16 protein-coding genes are annotated in these 15,481 nt (G+C 65.9%); 3 read left to right on the top strand and 13 right to left on the bottom strand.

Going from position 1 to position 15,481, the window contains the following annotated elements; translation table 11 throughout:
• Positions 1 to 2: 2 nt before the first annotated feature.
• The 8 genes from paaB to paaF all read right to left on the bottom strand — a co-directional run bounded on the left by paaB (position 3) and on the right by paaF (position 7,732).
• Positions 3 to 284: a 1,2-phenylacetyl-CoA epoxidase subunit PaaB gene (gene paaB, locus V9K84_RS06435; protein WP_043863004.1), complete on the bottom strand. Its 282-nt coding sequence runs from the start codon at positions 282 to 284 to the stop codon at positions 3 to 5.
• 25 nt (positions 285 to 309) lie between these two features.
• Positions 310 to 1,299, bottom strand: a complete 990-nt coding sequence (gene paaA, locus V9K84_RS06430; RefSeq protein ID WP_054915436.1) for a 1,2-phenylacetyl-CoA epoxidase subunit PaaA — start codon at positions 1,297 to 1,299, stop codon at positions 310 to 312.
• A gap of 207 nt (positions 1,300 to 1,506) precedes the next feature.
• Positions 1,507 to 2,823, bottom strand: a complete 1,317-nt coding sequence (gene paaK / locus V9K84_RS06425; RefSeq protein ID WP_054915437.1) for a phenylacetate--CoA ligase PaaK — start codon at positions 2,821 to 2,823, stop codon at positions 1,507 to 1,509.
• An 82-nt stretch (positions 2,824 to 2,905) separates the two neighbouring features.
• On the bottom strand, positions 2,906 to 4,111 hold the full coding sequence (gene pcaF / locus V9K84_RS06420) for a 3-oxoadipyl-CoA thiolase (RefSeq protein ID WP_088515419.1): 1,206 nt from the start codon (positions 4,109 to 4,111) through the stop codon (positions 2,906 to 2,908).
• Positions 4,104 to 4,553, bottom strand: coding sequence for a hydroxyphenylacetyl-CoA thioesterase PaaI (gene paaI / locus V9K84_RS06415; protein ID WP_043863008.1), 450 nt, complete (start codon positions 4,551 to 4,553; stop codon positions 4,104 to 4,106). Before paaI ends, pcaF begins: the two co-directional genes overlap by 8 nt.
• Positions 4,546 to 6,120 (bottom strand): 3-hydroxyacyl-CoA dehydrogenase PaaH, encoded by a 1,575-nt coding sequence (gene paaH / locus V9K84_RS06410; RefSeq protein WP_088515420.1) that lies wholly within the window; start codon positions 6,118 to 6,120, stop codon positions 4,546 to 4,548. Before paaH ends, paaI begins: the two co-directional genes overlap by 8 nt.
• 2 nt (positions 6,121 to 6,122) lie before the next feature.
• The gene (gene paaG, locus V9K84_RS06405) at positions 6,123 to 6,914 is read right to left on the bottom strand and encodes a 2-(1,2-epoxy-1,2-dihydrophenyl)acetyl-CoA isomerase PaaG (protein ID WP_043863010.1); all 792 of its coding nucleotides are present in this window, start codon (positions 6,912 to 6,914) and stop codon (positions 6,123 to 6,125) included.
• Positions 6,915 to 6,958: 44 nt separating this feature from the next.
• The gene (gene paaF / locus V9K84_RS06400) at positions 6,959 to 7,732 is read right to left on the bottom strand and encodes a 2,3-dehydroadipyl-CoA hydratase PaaF (RefSeq protein ID WP_054915468.1); all 774 of its coding nucleotides are present in this window, start codon (positions 7,730 to 7,732) and stop codon (positions 6,959 to 6,961) included.
• A gap of 261 nt (positions 7,733 to 7,993) precedes the next feature.
• Between paaF and paaY the strand changes: the two genes are divergently transcribed.
• The 3 genes from paaY (at position 7,994) to feaR (ending at position 10,562) form a co-directional block, all read left to right on the top strand.
• Positions 7,994 to 8,590 (top strand): phenylacetic acid degradation protein PaaY, encoded by a 597-nt coding sequence (gene paaY, locus V9K84_RS06395; RefSeq protein WP_043863012.1) that lies wholly within the window; start codon positions 7,994 to 7,996, stop codon positions 8,588 to 8,590.
• A gap of 73 nt (positions 8,591 to 8,663) precedes the next feature.
• Positions 8,664 to 9,587 carry a phenylacetic acid degradation operon negative regulatory protein PaaX gene (paaX, locus tag V9K84_RS06390; protein ID WP_054915441.1) on the top strand — a complete coding sequence of 308 codons (924 nt, stop codon included), beginning with the start codon at positions 8,664 to 8,666 and terminating at the stop codon, positions 9,585 to 9,587.
• A 66-nt stretch (positions 9,588 to 9,653) separates the two neighbouring features.
• Positions 9,654 to 10,562, top strand: a complete 909-nt coding sequence (gene feaR / locus V9K84_RS06385) for a transcriptional regulator FeaR (RefSeq protein WP_338794322.1) — start codon at positions 9,654 to 9,656, stop codon at positions 10,560 to 10,562.
• A gap of 23 nt (positions 10,563 to 10,585) precedes the next feature.
• Here the strand turns inward: feaR and V9K84_RS06380 are convergent, their stop codons facing one another.
• The 5 genes from V9K84_RS06380 to V9K84_RS06360 form a co-directional block, all read right to left on the bottom strand.
• The gene (locus V9K84_RS06380; protein WP_058541132.1) at positions 10,586 to 12,085 is read right to left on the bottom strand and encodes an aldehyde dehydrogenase family protein; all 1,500 of its coding nucleotides are present in this window, start codon (positions 12,083 to 12,085) and stop codon (positions 10,586 to 10,588) included.
• Between the two features lie 179 nt (positions 12,086 to 12,264).
• Positions 12,265 to 12,693 carry a MarR family transcriptional regulator gene (locus V9K84_RS06375; protein WP_043863016.1) on the bottom strand — a complete coding sequence of 143 codons (429 nt, stop codon included), beginning with the start codon at positions 12,691 to 12,693 and terminating at the stop codon, positions 12,265 to 12,267.
• Positions 12,686 to 13,771, bottom strand: a complete 1,086-nt coding sequence (gene hemE, locus V9K84_RS06370; protein ID WP_054915444.1) for a uroporphyrinogen decarboxylase — start codon at positions 13,769 to 13,771, stop codon at positions 12,686 to 12,688. The genes V9K84_RS06375 and hemE overlap by 8 nt, the downstream gene beginning before the upstream one ends.
• 27 nt (positions 13,772 to 13,798) lie before the next feature.
• Positions 13,799 to 14,485 (bottom strand): ribulose-phosphate 3-epimerase, encoded by a 687-nt coding sequence (gene rpe, locus V9K84_RS06365; protein WP_043863018.1) that lies wholly within the window; start codon positions 14,483 to 14,485, stop codon positions 13,799 to 13,801.
• Positions 14,486 to 14,497: 12 nt separating this feature from the next.
• The gene (locus V9K84_RS06360) at positions 14,498 to 15,424 is read right to left on the bottom strand and encodes an alpha/beta hydrolase (protein WP_043863019.1); all 927 of its coding nucleotides are present in this window, start codon (positions 15,422 to 15,424) and stop codon (positions 14,498 to 14,500) included.
• Between the last annotated feature and the right edge of the window lie 57 nt (positions 15,425 to 15,481).

Below are 15,481 nucleotides of genomic sequence, written 5' to 3'. Positions count from 1 at the left end.
CCTCACATGTGTCCGACTTCGTCGGGCAGCTCGTAGAAGCTGGCGTGCCGGTAGACCTTGTCGTCGGCCGGGTCGAACAGCGGGTCCTTCTCGTCCGGCGAGGAGGCCACGATCAGCGCCGAGGGCACCACCCACAGGCTTACGCCTTCGCTGCGGCGGGTGTACAGCTCGCGGGCGTTCTCGATGGCCATGGCGTCGTCGGCGGCATGCACGCTGCCCACATGCTTGTGGTTCAGGCCGTGCTTGCTGCGCACGAACACTTCGTAGAGGGTCCAGACAGACATCGTGTATCTCCCATCAGTCGCCGGTTCAGGCGGCGTTCTTGTTCTGTTGTTTGCGGGCGTAGGCGACGGCGGCTTCACGCACCCAGGCGCCGCTTTCGATGGCATTGCGCCGGGTGGCCAGGCGTTCCTGGTTGCACGGGCCGTTGCCCTTGAGCACGTCGAAGAATTCCTGCCACTGGATGGCGCCGAAATCGTAGTGGCCGCGCTCGGCGTTCCACTTCAGGTCGGGGTCGGGGGCGGTGCAGCCCAGCAGTTCGAGCTGCGGGATGGTCTGGTCGACGAAGCGCTGGCGCAGTTCGTCGTTGCTCTGGCGCTTGATCTTCCAGGCCATCGACTGCGCGCTGTTGGGCGAGTTGTCGTCGCTGGGGCCGAACATCATCAGCGCCGGCCACCACAGGCGGTTGATCGCGTCCTGCACCATGTCCTTCTGGGCCTGGGTGCCGTGGCGCATCATGGTCAGCAGAATCTCGTAGCCCTGGCGCTGGTGAAAGCTCTCTTCCTTGCAGATGCGCACCATGGCCCGTGCGTAGGGGCCGTAGGAGGTGCGCTGCAGCACCACCTGGTTGACGATGGCGGCGCCATCCACCAGCCAGCCCACCGCGCCCATGTCGGCCCAGTTGAGGGTCGGGTAGTTGAAGATGCTGGAGTACTTGGCCTTGCCGCTGTGCAGCTTGGCGATCTCTTCGTCGCGATCGGCGCCCAGGGTTTCCATGGCGCTGTACAGGTACAGGCCGTGGCCGGCTTCGTCCTGGATCTTGGCCATCAGCTGCAGCTTGCGCTTGAGGGTCGGGGCACGGGTGACCCAGTTGCCCTCGGGCAGCATGCCGACGATCTCGGAGTGGGCGTGCTGGGAAATCTGGCGGATGAGGGTTTGACGGTAGGCGTCGGGCATCCAGTTCTTGGCTTCGATCTTGATTTCGGCGTCGATCTTTTCCTGGAAGGCACGTTCCTGGGGCGACATCTCGTCCAGGGACTTGATGCGTTTGACGCCGGTTTCGACAAGCTGTGCGTACATGTTCGGGCTCCCGCCTCAAGGCTGGTTGGGCATGGGAGTATTTATAAGCGATACACAATTCAATATCAAACAGCTTTTTAGTGTATCTAATGTTTTTTGTATCGCTTTGGGCCGTTTCGCCGGCAACGCCGGCTCCTACAAGCGCTTGCAGGCGAAGGGCGCAAAAAAAAGCCCCGACCAGGTCGGGGCTTCGGCAGCCATCAGCTATCAGCTGGCCAGACGCTTGTCATACACATGACAGGCCTTGCCTTCCGAACGTTTCAGCGTGCCCAACGGCTGCAGCACGATGCGCGTGCTGATGCCGATGTAGGTCTTGATCTGCTTGCCCAGCTCGGCGGTCAGCAGCCTGCGCTGGGCCTCGTCGTAGTGCTGGCATTCGGCACGCAGCTCCACGTGCACATCCACCGTGTCGAGATTTCCATCACGATACAGATAAATCTCATAGCACTCTGAAAACTGTTTTATTTTCAGAACCTGTTCCTCGACCTGGGTCGGGAACACGTTGACCCCACGCACGATCAGCATGTCGTCGCTGCGCCCGGTGATCTTGTCGATGCGCCGCATTGGCCGCGCGGTGCCGGGCAACAGTCGCGTCAGGTCGCGGGTGCGGTAGCGGATCATCGGCAGCGCCTCCTTGCTCAGCGAGGTGAACACCAGCTCGCCCATCTGCCCGTCGGGCAGCACCGCACCGGTCACCGGGTCGATGATTTCGGGGTAGAAGTGGTCTTCCCAGAGGGTCGGCCCGTCTTTGGTCTCGGCGCACTCCATGGCCACGCCCGGGCCCATGATTTCCGACAGCCCGTAGATATCCAGCGCGGTGATACCCATGCGCTGCTCGATGGAGCGGCGCAACTCGTCGGTCCACGGCTCGGCACCGAAGATCCCCAGGCGCAGCGCCAGCTTGTGCGGGTCCAGCCCCTGGCGCTCGATCTCGTCGGCCAGGTTGAGCATGTACGAGGGCGTGACCATGATGATGTCCGGCTGGAAGTCGTTGATCAGCTGCACCTGCTTCTCGGTCTGCCCGCCCGACATCGGGATCACCGTGCAGCCCAGGCGTTCGGCGCCGTAATGCGCGCCCAGCCCGCCGGTGAACAGCCCGTAGCCATACGACACATGCACCTTGTCGCCCTTGCGCCCGCCCGCGGCGCGGATCGAGCGCGCCACCACGTTGGCCCAGGTGTCGATATCGTTCTGCGTGTAGCCCACCACCGTCGGCTTGCCGGTGGTGCCGCTGGAGGCGTGCACCCGCACCACGTCATGCATGGGCACGGCGAACATGCCGTAGGGGTAGTTGTCGCGCAGGTCGGTCTTGGTGGTGAACGGGAATCGGGCCAGGTCGTCCAGCGAACGCACCTCGTCGGGGTGCACTCCCAACTGGTCGAAGCGCTGGCGGTACAGCGGCACGTTCTGGTAGGCGTGGGACAGGCTCCAGCGCAGGCGGTCAAGCTGGTGCTGGCGCAGTTCATCGATGCTGGCGGTCTCCAGCGGGTCGAGTACAGCAGTATTCAAGGCGGCCATGTTCATGTGTTCACTCTGATTCTTTTTATGGTTCAGCCCCTGACGGGCCCGAGTGTGGGAGCTGCACGGCTCCCGCTGTGTTGCCGGCTCAGGTTCGCTCGATGATCATCGCGATACCCTGCCCCACGCCGATGCACATCGTGCACAGCGCGTACCGCCCGCCGCGTTGCTCCAGTTCCACCAGTGCGGTGGTCACCAGGCGAGCGCCGCTCATGCCCAGCGGATGCCCCAGGGCGATGGCGCCGCCATTGGGGTTGACCCGCGGGTCGTCGTCAGCCAGCCCGAGCTCGCGCAGCACCGCCAGGCCCTGCGCGGCGAAGGCTTCGTTCAGCTCGATGACATCCATGTCGGACAGGTTCAGGTTGGCCAGTTCCAGCACCTTGCGCGTGGCCGGCACCGGGCCGATGCCCATGATGCGCGGCTCGACGCCGGCCGTGGCCATCGCCACCACCCGCCCACGGGCCTTGAGCCCGAAGCGCGCAGCCTGCGCCGGGCTTGCCAGCAGCAGCGCACAGGCACCGTCGTTGACCCCCGAGGCATTGCCCGCCGTGACACTGCCGCCCTCGCGAAACGGCGTACCCAGGCGTTGCAGCATCTGCAGCGTGGTGTCGCCACGCGGGTGTTCGTCGTGCTCGACGCGCTTGGGCTCGCCCTTGCGCTGGGCAATCGACACCGGCACGATCTCCTGCGCCAGGCGCCCGCTGGCCTGGGCAGCCGCCGCACGTTGCTGGCTGCGCAGGGCGAAGGCGTCCTGGTCGGCACGGGAAATGCCGAACTGTGCGGCGACGTTTTCGGCAGTCTCCGGCATCGAGTCGATACCATACGCCTTTTCCATCGCGGCGTTGACGAAGCGCCAGCCAATGGTGGTGTCGTACAGTTGCGCCTGGCGCGAGAAGGCCTGTTCGGCCTTGCCCATCACCAGCGGGGCGCGCGACATCGACTCCACCCCGCCCACCAGCAGCAGGCCGGCTTCGCCACTGCGGATCGAGCGTGCGCCCAGGCCGATGGCGTCCATGCCCGAGCCGCACAGGCGGTTGACCGTGGTGCCCGGCACTTCCATCGGCAGGCCGGCCAGCAGCGCCGACATGCGCGCCACGTTGCGGTTGTCTTCGCCGGCCTGGTTGGCGCAGCCGAACAGCACGTCGTCCACCTGCGACCAGTCCACCTGCGGGTGGCGCGCCATCAGCGCACGCAGCGGCACCGCGCCCAGGTCGTCGGCACGTACCGTGCTCAGCGCGCCGGCATAGCGCCCGATGGGGGTGCGCACGGCGTCGATGATAAGGGCGTCATTCATCTGCGGTCTCCTGGGCAAGCACTGTGCCTTGCACCTTGTAAGATTTGCCATGGAACAGCGCGATCAGCTGCCCGTTCTGGTTTTCCACACGCACGTCGTAGTTGCCGGTGCGTCCACCACGGCTCTGCTCCACGCAACTTGCATTGAGCGTGTCGCCCATCAGTGCCGGGGCGATGTAGTCGATGCTGCAGCCCAGGCCGATGGTGACCTGGTTGTAGGTGTTGCAGGCCACGGCAAACGCCGAGTCGGCCAGGGTGAAGATGTAGCCGCCATGGCAGGTGCCATGGCCCTGGATCATGTCGGCGCGCACCGGCATGCTCAGGCGCGCCCTGCCCGGCGCGACGCTCAGCAGTTGCATGCCCAGCGCGAGGCTGGCGCGGTCACGGGCGAGCATGGCCTGGGCACATTGGCTGGCAAGCTCGGTGGCGTTCAGGTCAGTCATGCAATGCCCTCCCCTCGGCGACCGTGCGCCGCAGCAGCAGTGATGGCCGGTAGCGGCTTTCGCCGTAGGCGGCCTGCAGATTGTCGAGTACCGCCAGCACCTGCGTCGGGCCGATGGCGTCGGCCCAGGCCAGCGGGCCTTGGGGGTAGTTCACGCCCTTGCGCATGGCCAGGTCGACATCCGCCGCCGTGGCCACGCCCTGCAGCACCGCGTCGGCGGCTTCGTTGGCAAGCATGGCCACGGTGCGCATCACCAGCAGCCCCGGCACGTCGGCCAGCGGGCTGACCACCAGGCCCGCGGCCTGCAGCAAGGCCACGGCCTGGTCGCGGGCAGCGGGGGTGGTGTCGGCGGACCAGCTGATGCCGATGCGCCCGGCGGTGGCGTAGTCCAGCGCCAGGTCGAACAGCACGAGGTTGTGCAAGCCTTCGTCGCGGGCGCGCTGGCTGGCCAGGCGACCGTCGGTCAGGGCCAGCACGGCGTCGCCCACGCGTATGACTGCGTGCCCGCATCGCGGGTCAAGCCCGCTTCCACAACGACCGGTGGGCGCGGGCTCGACCCGCGATGGGGCCCGCGACACCTTGATGCCGTGCGCCTCGATACGCGTCAGCAAGCCCTGCGCAATGCCCAGGTCGCCTTCGACTTCACAGGCCTCGATGCGCAAACCACTGCGCAGCTCGCTGACCACCGGGCGCGCGGCCGAGGGCCCATAGTCATAGAACCCCTGCCCGCTCTTGCGCCCCAGCCGGCCGGCATCCACCAGCGCCGCCTGGATCAGCGACGGCTGGAAGCGCATGTCGCCGTAATAGGCATCGAACACCGAACAGGTGACCGCGTAGTTGACGTCATGCCCGATCAGGTCGGTCAGCTCGAACGCGCCCATGCGAAAGCCGCCGGCCTCGCGCATCAGCGCATCCAGCGTGGCGCACTCGGCCGCACCCTCCTGCAACAGGCGCAGGCTTTCGGCATAGAACGGGCGCGCCACGCGGTTGACGATGAAGCCCGGGCTGGAGCTGGCATGCACCGGCGCCTTGCCCCAGGCCCTGGCCGTTGCATACAGGCTGGCCGCTACCTGCGGTGCCGTGGCCAGCCCCGAGACGATCTCGACCAGCGCCATGACCGGCGCAGGGTTGAAGAAGTGCACGCCCACGAACCGCTCGGGCCGCGCCAGGCCGGCCGCGATGCGGGTGATCGACAGCGACGAGGTGTTGCTGGCCAGCACGCAGTCGGCCGTGCAGATTGCTTCCAGGCGAGCAAACAGCTCGCGCTTGGCGTCGAGGTTCTCGACGATGGCCTCGATCACCAGCCCAGCGTCCGCCAGCTCGTCGAGCGCCTGCACCGCGTGCAGGCGCGCCAGGGTGGCCTCGCGCTGCGCGGGGTCGAGCTTGCCCTTCTCCACCCGCTTGCCCAGTTGCACACCCAGCCCCTCGATGGCCGCGCTCGCCGCCCCCGGGCGGCTGTCGTGCAGCAGCACCGGATGCCCGGCCTGCGCCGCCACCTGGGCAATGCCGGCGCCCATGGCCCCGGCACCGATCACCGCCACCACAACGCTTGTGTCCAGTGCGCTCATGCTCAGCACCCCTTGAACACGGGGGCGCGCTTGGCCATGAAGGCGGCCACGCCCTCGCGGTAGTCCTCGCTGCGCCCGGCCAGGCGCTGCAGGTCGCGCTCCAGGTCCAGTTGCTGGTCAAGGCTGTTGTCCAGGCTGGCATTGAGCCCGCGCTTGATCAGTGCCAGGCCCGAGGTGGGCTGTGTCGCCAGCTGTCGCGCCAGGCCCAGGGCCTCGTCGCGCAGGGCCTCGTCGTCGACGCAGCGGTAGATCAGCCCCCACTGCTCGGCCTGCTCGGCCGACAGCTTGTTGCCCAGCAGCGCCAGGGCCTTGGCCCGCGCCACGCCGACCAGCCGCGGCAGGAACCAGGTACCGCCCGAGTCGGGCACCAGGCCGAGTTTGCAGAACGCCTGGATGAAGCTGGCCGAACGCGCCGCCAGCACCAGGTCGCAGGCCAGCGGGATGTTCGCCCCGGCGCCGGCGGCCACGCCGTTGACCGCGCAGATCACCGGCAGCGGCAAATCGCGCAGGGCGCGAATCAGCGGGTTGTAGAATTTTTCGATGGACTCGCCCAGGTCGGGCATCTGCGCACCGGGCGCGACGTTGCGGTCGGACAGGTCCTGCCCGGCACAGAAGCCGCGCCCTTCACCGGTAAGCAGCAGCACACGCACCTGGGCATTGGCGCGTACCTGCTTGAGCGCCTCCTTCACTTCGGCGTGCATCTGCGCGTTGAAGCTGTTGAGTTGCTCGGGACGGTTCAGGCGCAGAAAGGCCACGCCGTCGTCTATGTCGAAAAGAATGTGCTCGAAGGTCATGACCAGTACCGCTCGCAAGGTTGAAGTAAAAGGGGCCGGCGCACTCAGCGGCCGGTGAACACCGGGGCGCGTTTTTCGCGAAAGGCACTGATGCCCTCGCGCCGGTCATCGGTGGCGGCCAGCACAGTGAAGGCGTGGCGCTCGAAACGCAGGCCGCTGGCAAGGTCGGTATCCATGGCCTTGAGCAGCGATTCCTTGGCCAGGCGCACGGCCAGCGGGGCCTTGCGCGCGATGGCCTGGGCGATCTGCACGGCGCGCTCGACGGTGAATTCGGGTTGGGTGATTTCGCTGACCAGGCCGGCCTGTTGCGCGGTGCGCGCATCGATGGGCTCGCCGGTGAGCACCATCTGCATGGCCATGGACTTGCCCACCGCGCGCAGCAGACGCTGGGTGCCGCCGGCGCCAGGCATGATGCCCAGGTTGATTTCCGGCTGGCCGAAACGCGCATCCACGCCCGCCACGATGATGTCGGCGTGCATCGCCAGCTCGCAGCCACCGCCCAGGGCAAAGCCGTTGACGGCCGCCACCAGGGGCTTGCTGAAGCGGCTGATCTGCTGCCAACAGGCAACACGCGGGTCGTTGAGGATGCCCACCGCATCGCGCTCGGCCATCTCGTTGATGTCGGCGCCGGCGGCAAACGCCTTGCGACTGCCGGTGAGCACCACGGCGCGGCAGCTGTCGTCACGCTCCAGGCGCTCGAGTTCGGCTGCCAGCTCGCCGAGCAGGCGGGTGTTGAGGGCATTGAGCACCTCGGGGCGGTGCAGCGTCACCAGGCAGATGCCGGCGTGGGAGTTATCAAGCAACAGGGTGTCAGGCATGACGGTCACCGCACGGGCCAGTCGAGGCTGGCTGTTATTGTTGGGTCGAGGCCGATTGCGGCAGAGTATAGCCACAATATGATACACAAAATCAACATTACTGCGACTTGTCTGTGTCTATTTGTTTTCCATGCGTGCCAAATAAACCCAGCAAACACTGCGCTTATAGCGAGTAAAGCGCCAAGAAGCGATACATCGAAGCATTGCAAACAAGTAACAATACGTTATATTCGCTGTCATCCCCGTCCACAGGAAACCGACATGACCTGCTACAGCCTTGGCGGAATCACCCCGGTCATCGACCCCAGCGCCTACGTGCACCCTTCGGCGGTACTGATTGGCGACGTGATCGTCGGCCCCGACTGCTATGTAGGCCCGCTGGCCAGCCTGCGCGGCGATTTCGGACGCATCATTCTCGAACAGGGCGCCAACCTGCAGGACACCTGCGTGATGCACGGCTTCCCCGACAGCGACACGGTGATCGAGCGCAACGGGCACGTGGGCCACGGCGCCGTGCTGCACGGCTGCCGCATCGGTGCCGATGCGCTGGTGGGCATGAATGCGGTGGTCATGGACGGCGCCGTGATCGGTGCCTGCTCGATCGTCGGCGCCACCGCCTTCGTCAAGGCCGGCTTCGACTGCCCGCCCCGCTCGCTGGTGGTGGGCTCGCCGGCCCAGGTCAAACGCAGCCTGAGCGACGCTGAAGTGCACTGGAAGCAGGGCGGCACGGGCGAGTACCACGCACTGACCCGGCGCTGCCTGGAGCAGATGGTGGAATGCAGCCCCTTGAGCCAACCCGAACAGGACCGCAGACGTGTCAGCGACAGTACGTTCCGCCCGAAAAACCACACGGCCTGAAGTGCCGACGGCAACGCTGGCCTTGAAGGACAAACGGCAGTTATATTCCGGGGTTTCACCCAGCGGATCCTCCATGTCGTCGCTCGCGCCCCTCAATCAGCTCGTCACCCGTTTCCAGGAACAGATCCCGATCCGTGCCAGTTCGCTGATCGTCACCCTGTATGGCGATGCCATCGAACCCCACGGTGGCACCGTGTGGCTGGGCAGCCTGATCCAGTTGCTCGAGCCCTTCGGCATCAACGAGCGGCTGATCCGCACCTCGATGTTCCGCCTGACCAAGGAAGGCTGGCTGACCGCCGAAAAGGTCGGCCGGCGCAGCTACTACAGCCTCACCGGTGCCGGGCGGCGGCGTTTCGACAAGGCCTTCAAGCGGGTGTACAGCTCGGTGGTGCCGCAGTGGGATGGCTCCTGGCACCTGGCGATGCTCACCCAGCTGTCTGCCGACAAGCGCAAGCAGGTACGCGAAGAGCTCGAATGGCAGGGCTTTGGCGCCATCTCGCCGGTGGTGCTGGCCAGCCCGCGGGCCGACCGCACCGACATCAACGCCACCCTGCTGGACCTGGACGCGCTGGAAGACACCATCCTGTTCGAGACCACCGGCCAGGACGTGATGGCCTCCCGCGCCTTGCGTGCCCAGGTGCGCGAAAGCTGGCGTATCGAGGAGCTGGGGGCGCAGTACAGCGAGTTCATCCAGCTGTTTCGCCCGGTGTGGCAGGCGCTGCGCGAGCAGGACAGCCTGCAGCCGATGGACTGCTTCATGGTGCGCCTGCTGCTGATTCACGAGTACCGCAAGCTGCTGCTGCGCGACCCGCATCTGCCCGACGAACTGCTGCCGGGCGACTGGGAGGGCCGCGCCGCACGCCAGCTGTGCCGCAACCTGTATCGACTGACCTGTGCCCCGGCCGAACAGTGGCTGAGCAGTGCGATGGAAACCGCAGACGGCCCGCTGCCCGATGCCAGCGAAAACTTCTACCGGCGCTTCGGCGGGCTGCGCTAACCTGCAGCGCGTGCCCCCAGCCATCACATGCACCCTAACAACAATGCCAGGTGTGAGGTGTGACCCATGAATACCGCTACTGCCCAGCAGCACTTCCAGCAATGGCTGGCCGACATCAACCATGCCTGCGGCGAGTTCGACGGTGCCGCGCTGGGGGATGCGTTCAGCGGTGAGATTCGCCCCCGCCAGCTGGGCGCCCTGCGCTTCAGTCACGTGAGCAGCTCTCACGCGCGGCTGCTGCGCACGCCGCGCGAGGTGCAGCGCAGCAGCGAACACAAGTACTTTGCGGTGTTCCAGCTCAAGGGCATGGCCAACATGGCCCAGGACGACGCCCGCGAAGTGCTGATGCCGGGGGACATCCTGCTGATCGACAGTGCACGCCCCAGCGACTTCACCTTTGGCGATGCCTCCCAGCAGATCTCGCTGATACTGCCCCACGACCGGGTCGACCAGCTGCTGCGCTTCACCCCGGTGGAGATCGGGCGCAAGATCCCGGCCGGTTCGCCGGTCGCCCTGCTCGCCCAGCAGATGCTGTTGTCCTCGACCCAGCTGGACGAGGTGAGCCTGGCCGAAAGCGAAGCGGTGATCGATGCGCTGATCAGCCTGATGCGCCCGGCACTGTGCGGCAGCGACAGCAACCCCGACCCGCATGAACGCATCTTTCGCAAAAGCCTGGCGCTGATCGAGGCGCACATTGCCGACGAGGCGCTGTGCCCGGAGATGATCGCGCGCGACATCGGCGTGTCGATGCGCGGGCTGTACCGGGTGTTCACCAAGAAGGGCCTGGTGATCGCGCAGTACATCAAGAACCGGCGCCTGGACATCTGCGCCGAAACCCTGCGCAACCCGCAGTCGACCCTCAAGCTGTCGGCGCTGGGGTACACCTGGGGCTTCTCCAACAGCAGCTACTTCACCACTGCGTTCAAGCAGCGCTTTGGCGTGTCGCCCGGCGAGTACCGCAAGCGCTACAGCTGAGCGCCTGCGGCCTGCCAGCCGCCTCAGTGGCGGATGCACACCGACTTGGTCTCGGTGAAGGCGTCCAGCCAGTCGACGCCGAAATCACGCCCGGTACCGGATTGCTTGAAGCCGCCAAACGGCATGTTGGCATCGATCAGGGTGTGGCTGTTGACCCACACGGTGCCGGCCTCGATGCGCGGGGTGAGGTCCATGGCCGACTTGAGGCTGGTGGTCCACAGGCTGGCGGTCAGGCCATAGTCGCTGTCGTTGGCGCGGGCCAGCGCTTCTTCCACATCGGCCACGCGGGTCAGGCTCAGCACCGGGCCGAACACTTCGCTGCGGGTCAGGCGCAGGTTGTCGTCGGGGTTGAGGATCAACGACGGGCTGACGTAGTAGCCATTGGCATCCGGCGCGCTGGCACCGCTGATGATCTGCGCGCCCTGCTCGCGGGCATCGGCCAGATAGGCCTGCACCGACTGCTGGTGCGCGCCGGAAGCCAGGGCGTTGATCTGCGCACTGGGGTCCAGGCCCGGGCCTACGCTCAGCCCCTTGATCGCCTGCTCGAAGTCCGCTGCCAGGCGGTCGAACAGCGGCGCCTCGACATAGATACGCGAACTGGCAGCGCACACCTGCCCCTGGTTGAGGAAGCTGCCCATCATCAGGCCTTCGATCACCTGCTGCGGATCGGCGTCGGCCAGCACGATGGCCGGGTTCTTGCCACCCAGCTCCAGTGACAGGCGCGTCAGGCGATCGACCGCCGAACGGGCAATGTGCTTGCCGGTGGCGGTAGAGCCGGTAAAGCTGATCTTCGCCACCCGCGGGTGGCTGGTGAGGGCGCTGCCGCATACGCTGCCGCTGCCGGTGATCAGGTTGAACACGCCGTCCGGGATGCCGGCCTCGGTGGCCAGCTCGGCCATGCGCATCAGGGTCAACGGGGTGATCTCGGAGGGCTTGATGACGATCGAGCAGCCGGCCGCCAGGGCGGGCATCACCTTCCACATGCCGATCATCAGCGGGAAGTTCCACGGCACGATGCCAGCCACCACGCCGACCGGCTCTTTGCGCGTATAGGCGGTGTAGCGGGCGCCTTCAGGCACCGGGATCGACACATCCAGGGTGCGCCCGCAGATCTTGGTGGTGAGGCCGGCGGTGTAGCGCATCCAGTTCAGGGTACTGCCGACTTCGAAGGCGCGGGCGATGTTGATCGACTTGCCTTGTTCCAGGGTTTCGAGCTGGGCCAGCTCTTCACCGTGCTGTTCGAGCAAATCGGCGTAGCGCAGCAGGATACGCTCGCGCTCGGCCGGGGCGCGGCGCGCCCACACGCCACTGACGAATGCCCGATGCGCCGATTGCACGGCCTGGTCGACATCCTCGGCGCTGGCATCGGGGGTCACGGCAATGGGTTGGCCGTTGGCCGGGTTGAAGACGGTAAGGGTCTGGCTGGAGGTGGACGGCCGCCAGCCGCCATTGATGTACAGGCCGTGTTGGCGTCCGAGAAAACGCTGGACACTGGCTAGCAGGGGTACGGTGCCGGCAGTCATGAACACTCCTTTTGTTATGGTTGGGAACATCCCAGGAGAGTGTATGGCGCTGCTGAAGGTGGGGTGTTTCGCTGGCTGCCAGGGAGGTTGGCGGGTGTGCCAATGTGGTGGGTGGTGTGGCTGTTCGCCAGCAAGGCTGGCTCCTACAGGAGCAGGCCTTGCTGGCGAATGGGTGCGAGTCAGCGCAGGCGGGTACGGATCCGGTGGCACACGTTGAGCACCTGCTCCACCTCGCCCTCGCCAAGGTCGATCTTGCACGCCATGTTGCTGAACACCTGCGCCGCCTCGGCCTTGAGCTCACGGCCCTTGTCGGTCAGCAGCAGGTTGCGTCGGCGTCGGTCGCTGGGGTCCAGGTACACGGTGATGAACCCCGCATCCGCCAGGCGCTTGACGATTGGCGTCAACGTGCCCAGGTCGAACAGGGTGAGCTCGCTCAAGGCGCTGATCGACACATCATCCTTGCCCCACAACCCGGCCATCACCAGCAGTTGCGGGTAGGTGACGCCACGTCGCTTGAGCGGTTCGGCATAGTCCCGAACCATGGCGTTGGCTGTCGAATACAGCGAGAAACACAGCATCTTGTCGAAGTCGAACGTCGGGTCAAGCATGCACACCTCCCGCGACGCGGCTGTAGTGATGCACCGCGTCGACCAGTACTGCAACCGCCTCTGGCGAAGTGGCCGGCGAAATGCCCTGCCCCAGGTTGAACACATGGCCGAAACCGGCCGCCGGTGGTCCGAACGTCTGCAGGGTGCGTCGCACCTCGCGGCGAATGCTCGCCTCGTCTGCCAGCAGCACGGCCGGGTCGAGGTTGCCCTGCAGCGCCACGCAGTTGCCCACCAGCTGGCGTGCCAGCGCCAGGTCACACGTCCAGTCCAGGCCCAGCGCATCGGCGCCGCTGTCGGCCAGCGGGCTGAGCCACTGGGCGCCACCACGGGTATGCACGATGGAGGGAATGCGCACGCCATGCTGGGTCTTGTGCAGGCGCGCCAGCACTTCACGCAGGTAATACAGGGAGAAACGCCGATAGGCAGCGTCGGCCAGCACACCGCCGAAGCTGTCCACCAGCATCACCGCCTGGGCGCCGGACTCGATCTGTGCATTGAGGTCGGCAGCCACCGCGTGACCGAGCACCTTGAGCAACCGGTGCAGCAGTTCCGGGCGACGGTAGAGCATCTTCTTGATCAACTGGCAGTCGCCCGGCGGGCCACCCTCGACCATGTAGCAGGCCAGGGTCCAGGGGCTTGCGGCAAAGCCCACCACCGGTACCTTGCCCTCCAGTTCGTGACGCACCTGGGCGAGGGTCTGGTAGGTGTGCTCCAGCGCCTCGGGTTCGGGTACGCGCAGACGCTCGATGGCCGCCTCGTCACGCAAGGGGTGACGAAAGCGCGGGCCATCGCCGTTCACGCAGTACAGGCCCAGCCCCATGGCGTCGGGCAGGCTGAGCATGTCGGCGAACACCACGGCGGCATCCAGGCTGAAACGGCGCAGCGGTTGCAGGCTGGCCTCGGTGGCCAGGTCCGGGTTCTTCACCAGGTCCAGGTACGAGCCGGCCCTGGCACGCAGGGCGCGATGCTCGGGCAGGTAGCGGCCGGCCTGGCGCATCAGCCAGACAGGCGTATGCGCCGTGGGTTGGCGCAGCAAGGCCTTGATAAACGTATTATTGTGCAAGGACGGGTAACTCATGCTGGTTCGCGAAATTCACTGCACAGCTCATGACTGGCGCCGCGGGGCGGCATCGGCAATCGTGCTGCGCAAGGCGTGGAGCGTGGCGCGGTAATCGGGCTGGGAAAAGATCGCCGTACCGGCCACGAACATGTCGGCACCGGCCGCAGCGACCTGGCCGATGGTGTGAAGGTTGACCCCGCCATCCACTTCCAGGCGGATGTCACGGCCACTGGCATCGATCAGCTTGCGCGCTGCTTCGATCTTGGGCAAGACCGCCGGGATGAACGACTGCCCGCCGAAGCCGGGGTTGACCGACATCAGCAACAACAGGTCGAGCTTGTCGAACACATACTTGCATTCCTCCAGCCCTGTGGCCGGATTGAAGGCCAGGCCCGCCTTGCACCCCAGATCCTTGATCAGTTGCAGGGAGCGGTCCAGGTGAACGGTGGCCTCGGGGTGAATCGAGATGTAGTCGGCACCCGCCTCGGCAAATGCCTGGATCATCGGGTCCACGGGGGTGACCATCAGGTGCACATCCAGCGGCGCGGTGATGCCGTAGCTGCGCAGGGCCTTGCAGAACTGCGGCCCCATGGTCAGGTTGGGTACGTAGTGGTTGTCCATCACGTCGATGTGGATGACGTCGGCACCGGCAGCCAGAACCCGCTCGGCTTCCTCGCCCAACCGGGCAAAATCGGCCGCCAGCATCGACGGGGCAATCCAGAACTCTTTCACACGCCTACTCCGTTACTCATTGGCTATTCGTCGCACCGGGCCCTGCTCGTTTTGCGCAAGGGCGGTGTTGATCTGTGCGATCAGGCTGTCACTTGCCGCTTCGAGATGAAAATGGTGCCCGCCATCATGCCAGTGCACACGGCTGGCCCAGGGCAACGCTTTTTTGCGCTTGTCGAATTCCGGGCCGGCAAACAGGCCCTGGCGCCCGAGCATCACATGCAGCGGGCAACTGATCTGACGCAGGAAGTCGCAGGCCTGACGCTCGGTCAGCTGCATCGGTTCGGGCAGCACTAGCCGCGGGTCGTGACGCCAGCGGTAGCCATCCCCCACGCTGAGCAGGTCGCGCATGGCCAGCAGGCGTGCCGAGGCCGGCGAGAGCAGGCCGTCGATACTGTTGCGCCGCTCGTTGACCGCCGCCTCGACGCTGCTGAACTGCACGCTGTCGGGGGCCGAGAACCCATGCAGGCGGGTGCGCAGGGCCAGGCGCATCAGGCGATGGGCCTTCTTCAGGTGCTCCACGGTGTCTTCTTCGGCGATGGTGAACGGAGCGCCCATGCCATCGAGGAAGATCATGCTGTCGATGGACTTGTTCATCGCCCCCAGGATCGACGCGATGCCGCTGCCCATGGAATGGCCGATCACCGAAAAGCGCTTCCAGCCCATGCACTCGACCAGGGTATTCATGTCGTCGGCATGTTCCCACAGATAGTAGCCACTGTCGGCACGCCGATGGTCCGAGCGTCCGTGCCCGGCGAGGTCCGGTGCCACCACGAAGCAATCCTTCAGGTACGGCGCCACCTGTTCGAACGAGGCGGCGTTGTCCAGCCAGCCATGCACGGCCAATACCGGATGAGCCCCCTCCTCGCCCCAGACCCGCAGGGCAAACGTCTGCCCGTTGACGTCCAGGGTCTGGTCCCTGCCTTTATTGCCAAGACGCATGTAGATACTCCCTGCGTAAGCACTGTTTCGAGGTAACGGGCAACACCCGCAGCGCCT

It is taken from the genome of Pseudomonas sp. AE27, assembly GCF_037113495.1.
Taxonomy (GTDB): Bacteria; Pseudomonadota; Gammaproteobacteria; order Pseudomonadales; family Pseudomonadaceae; genus Aquipseudomonas; species Aquipseudomonas palmensis.
The sequence above is the reverse complement of the archived record's forward strand: the minus strand, read 5'-3'. Positions and strand labels throughout refer to the sequence as shown.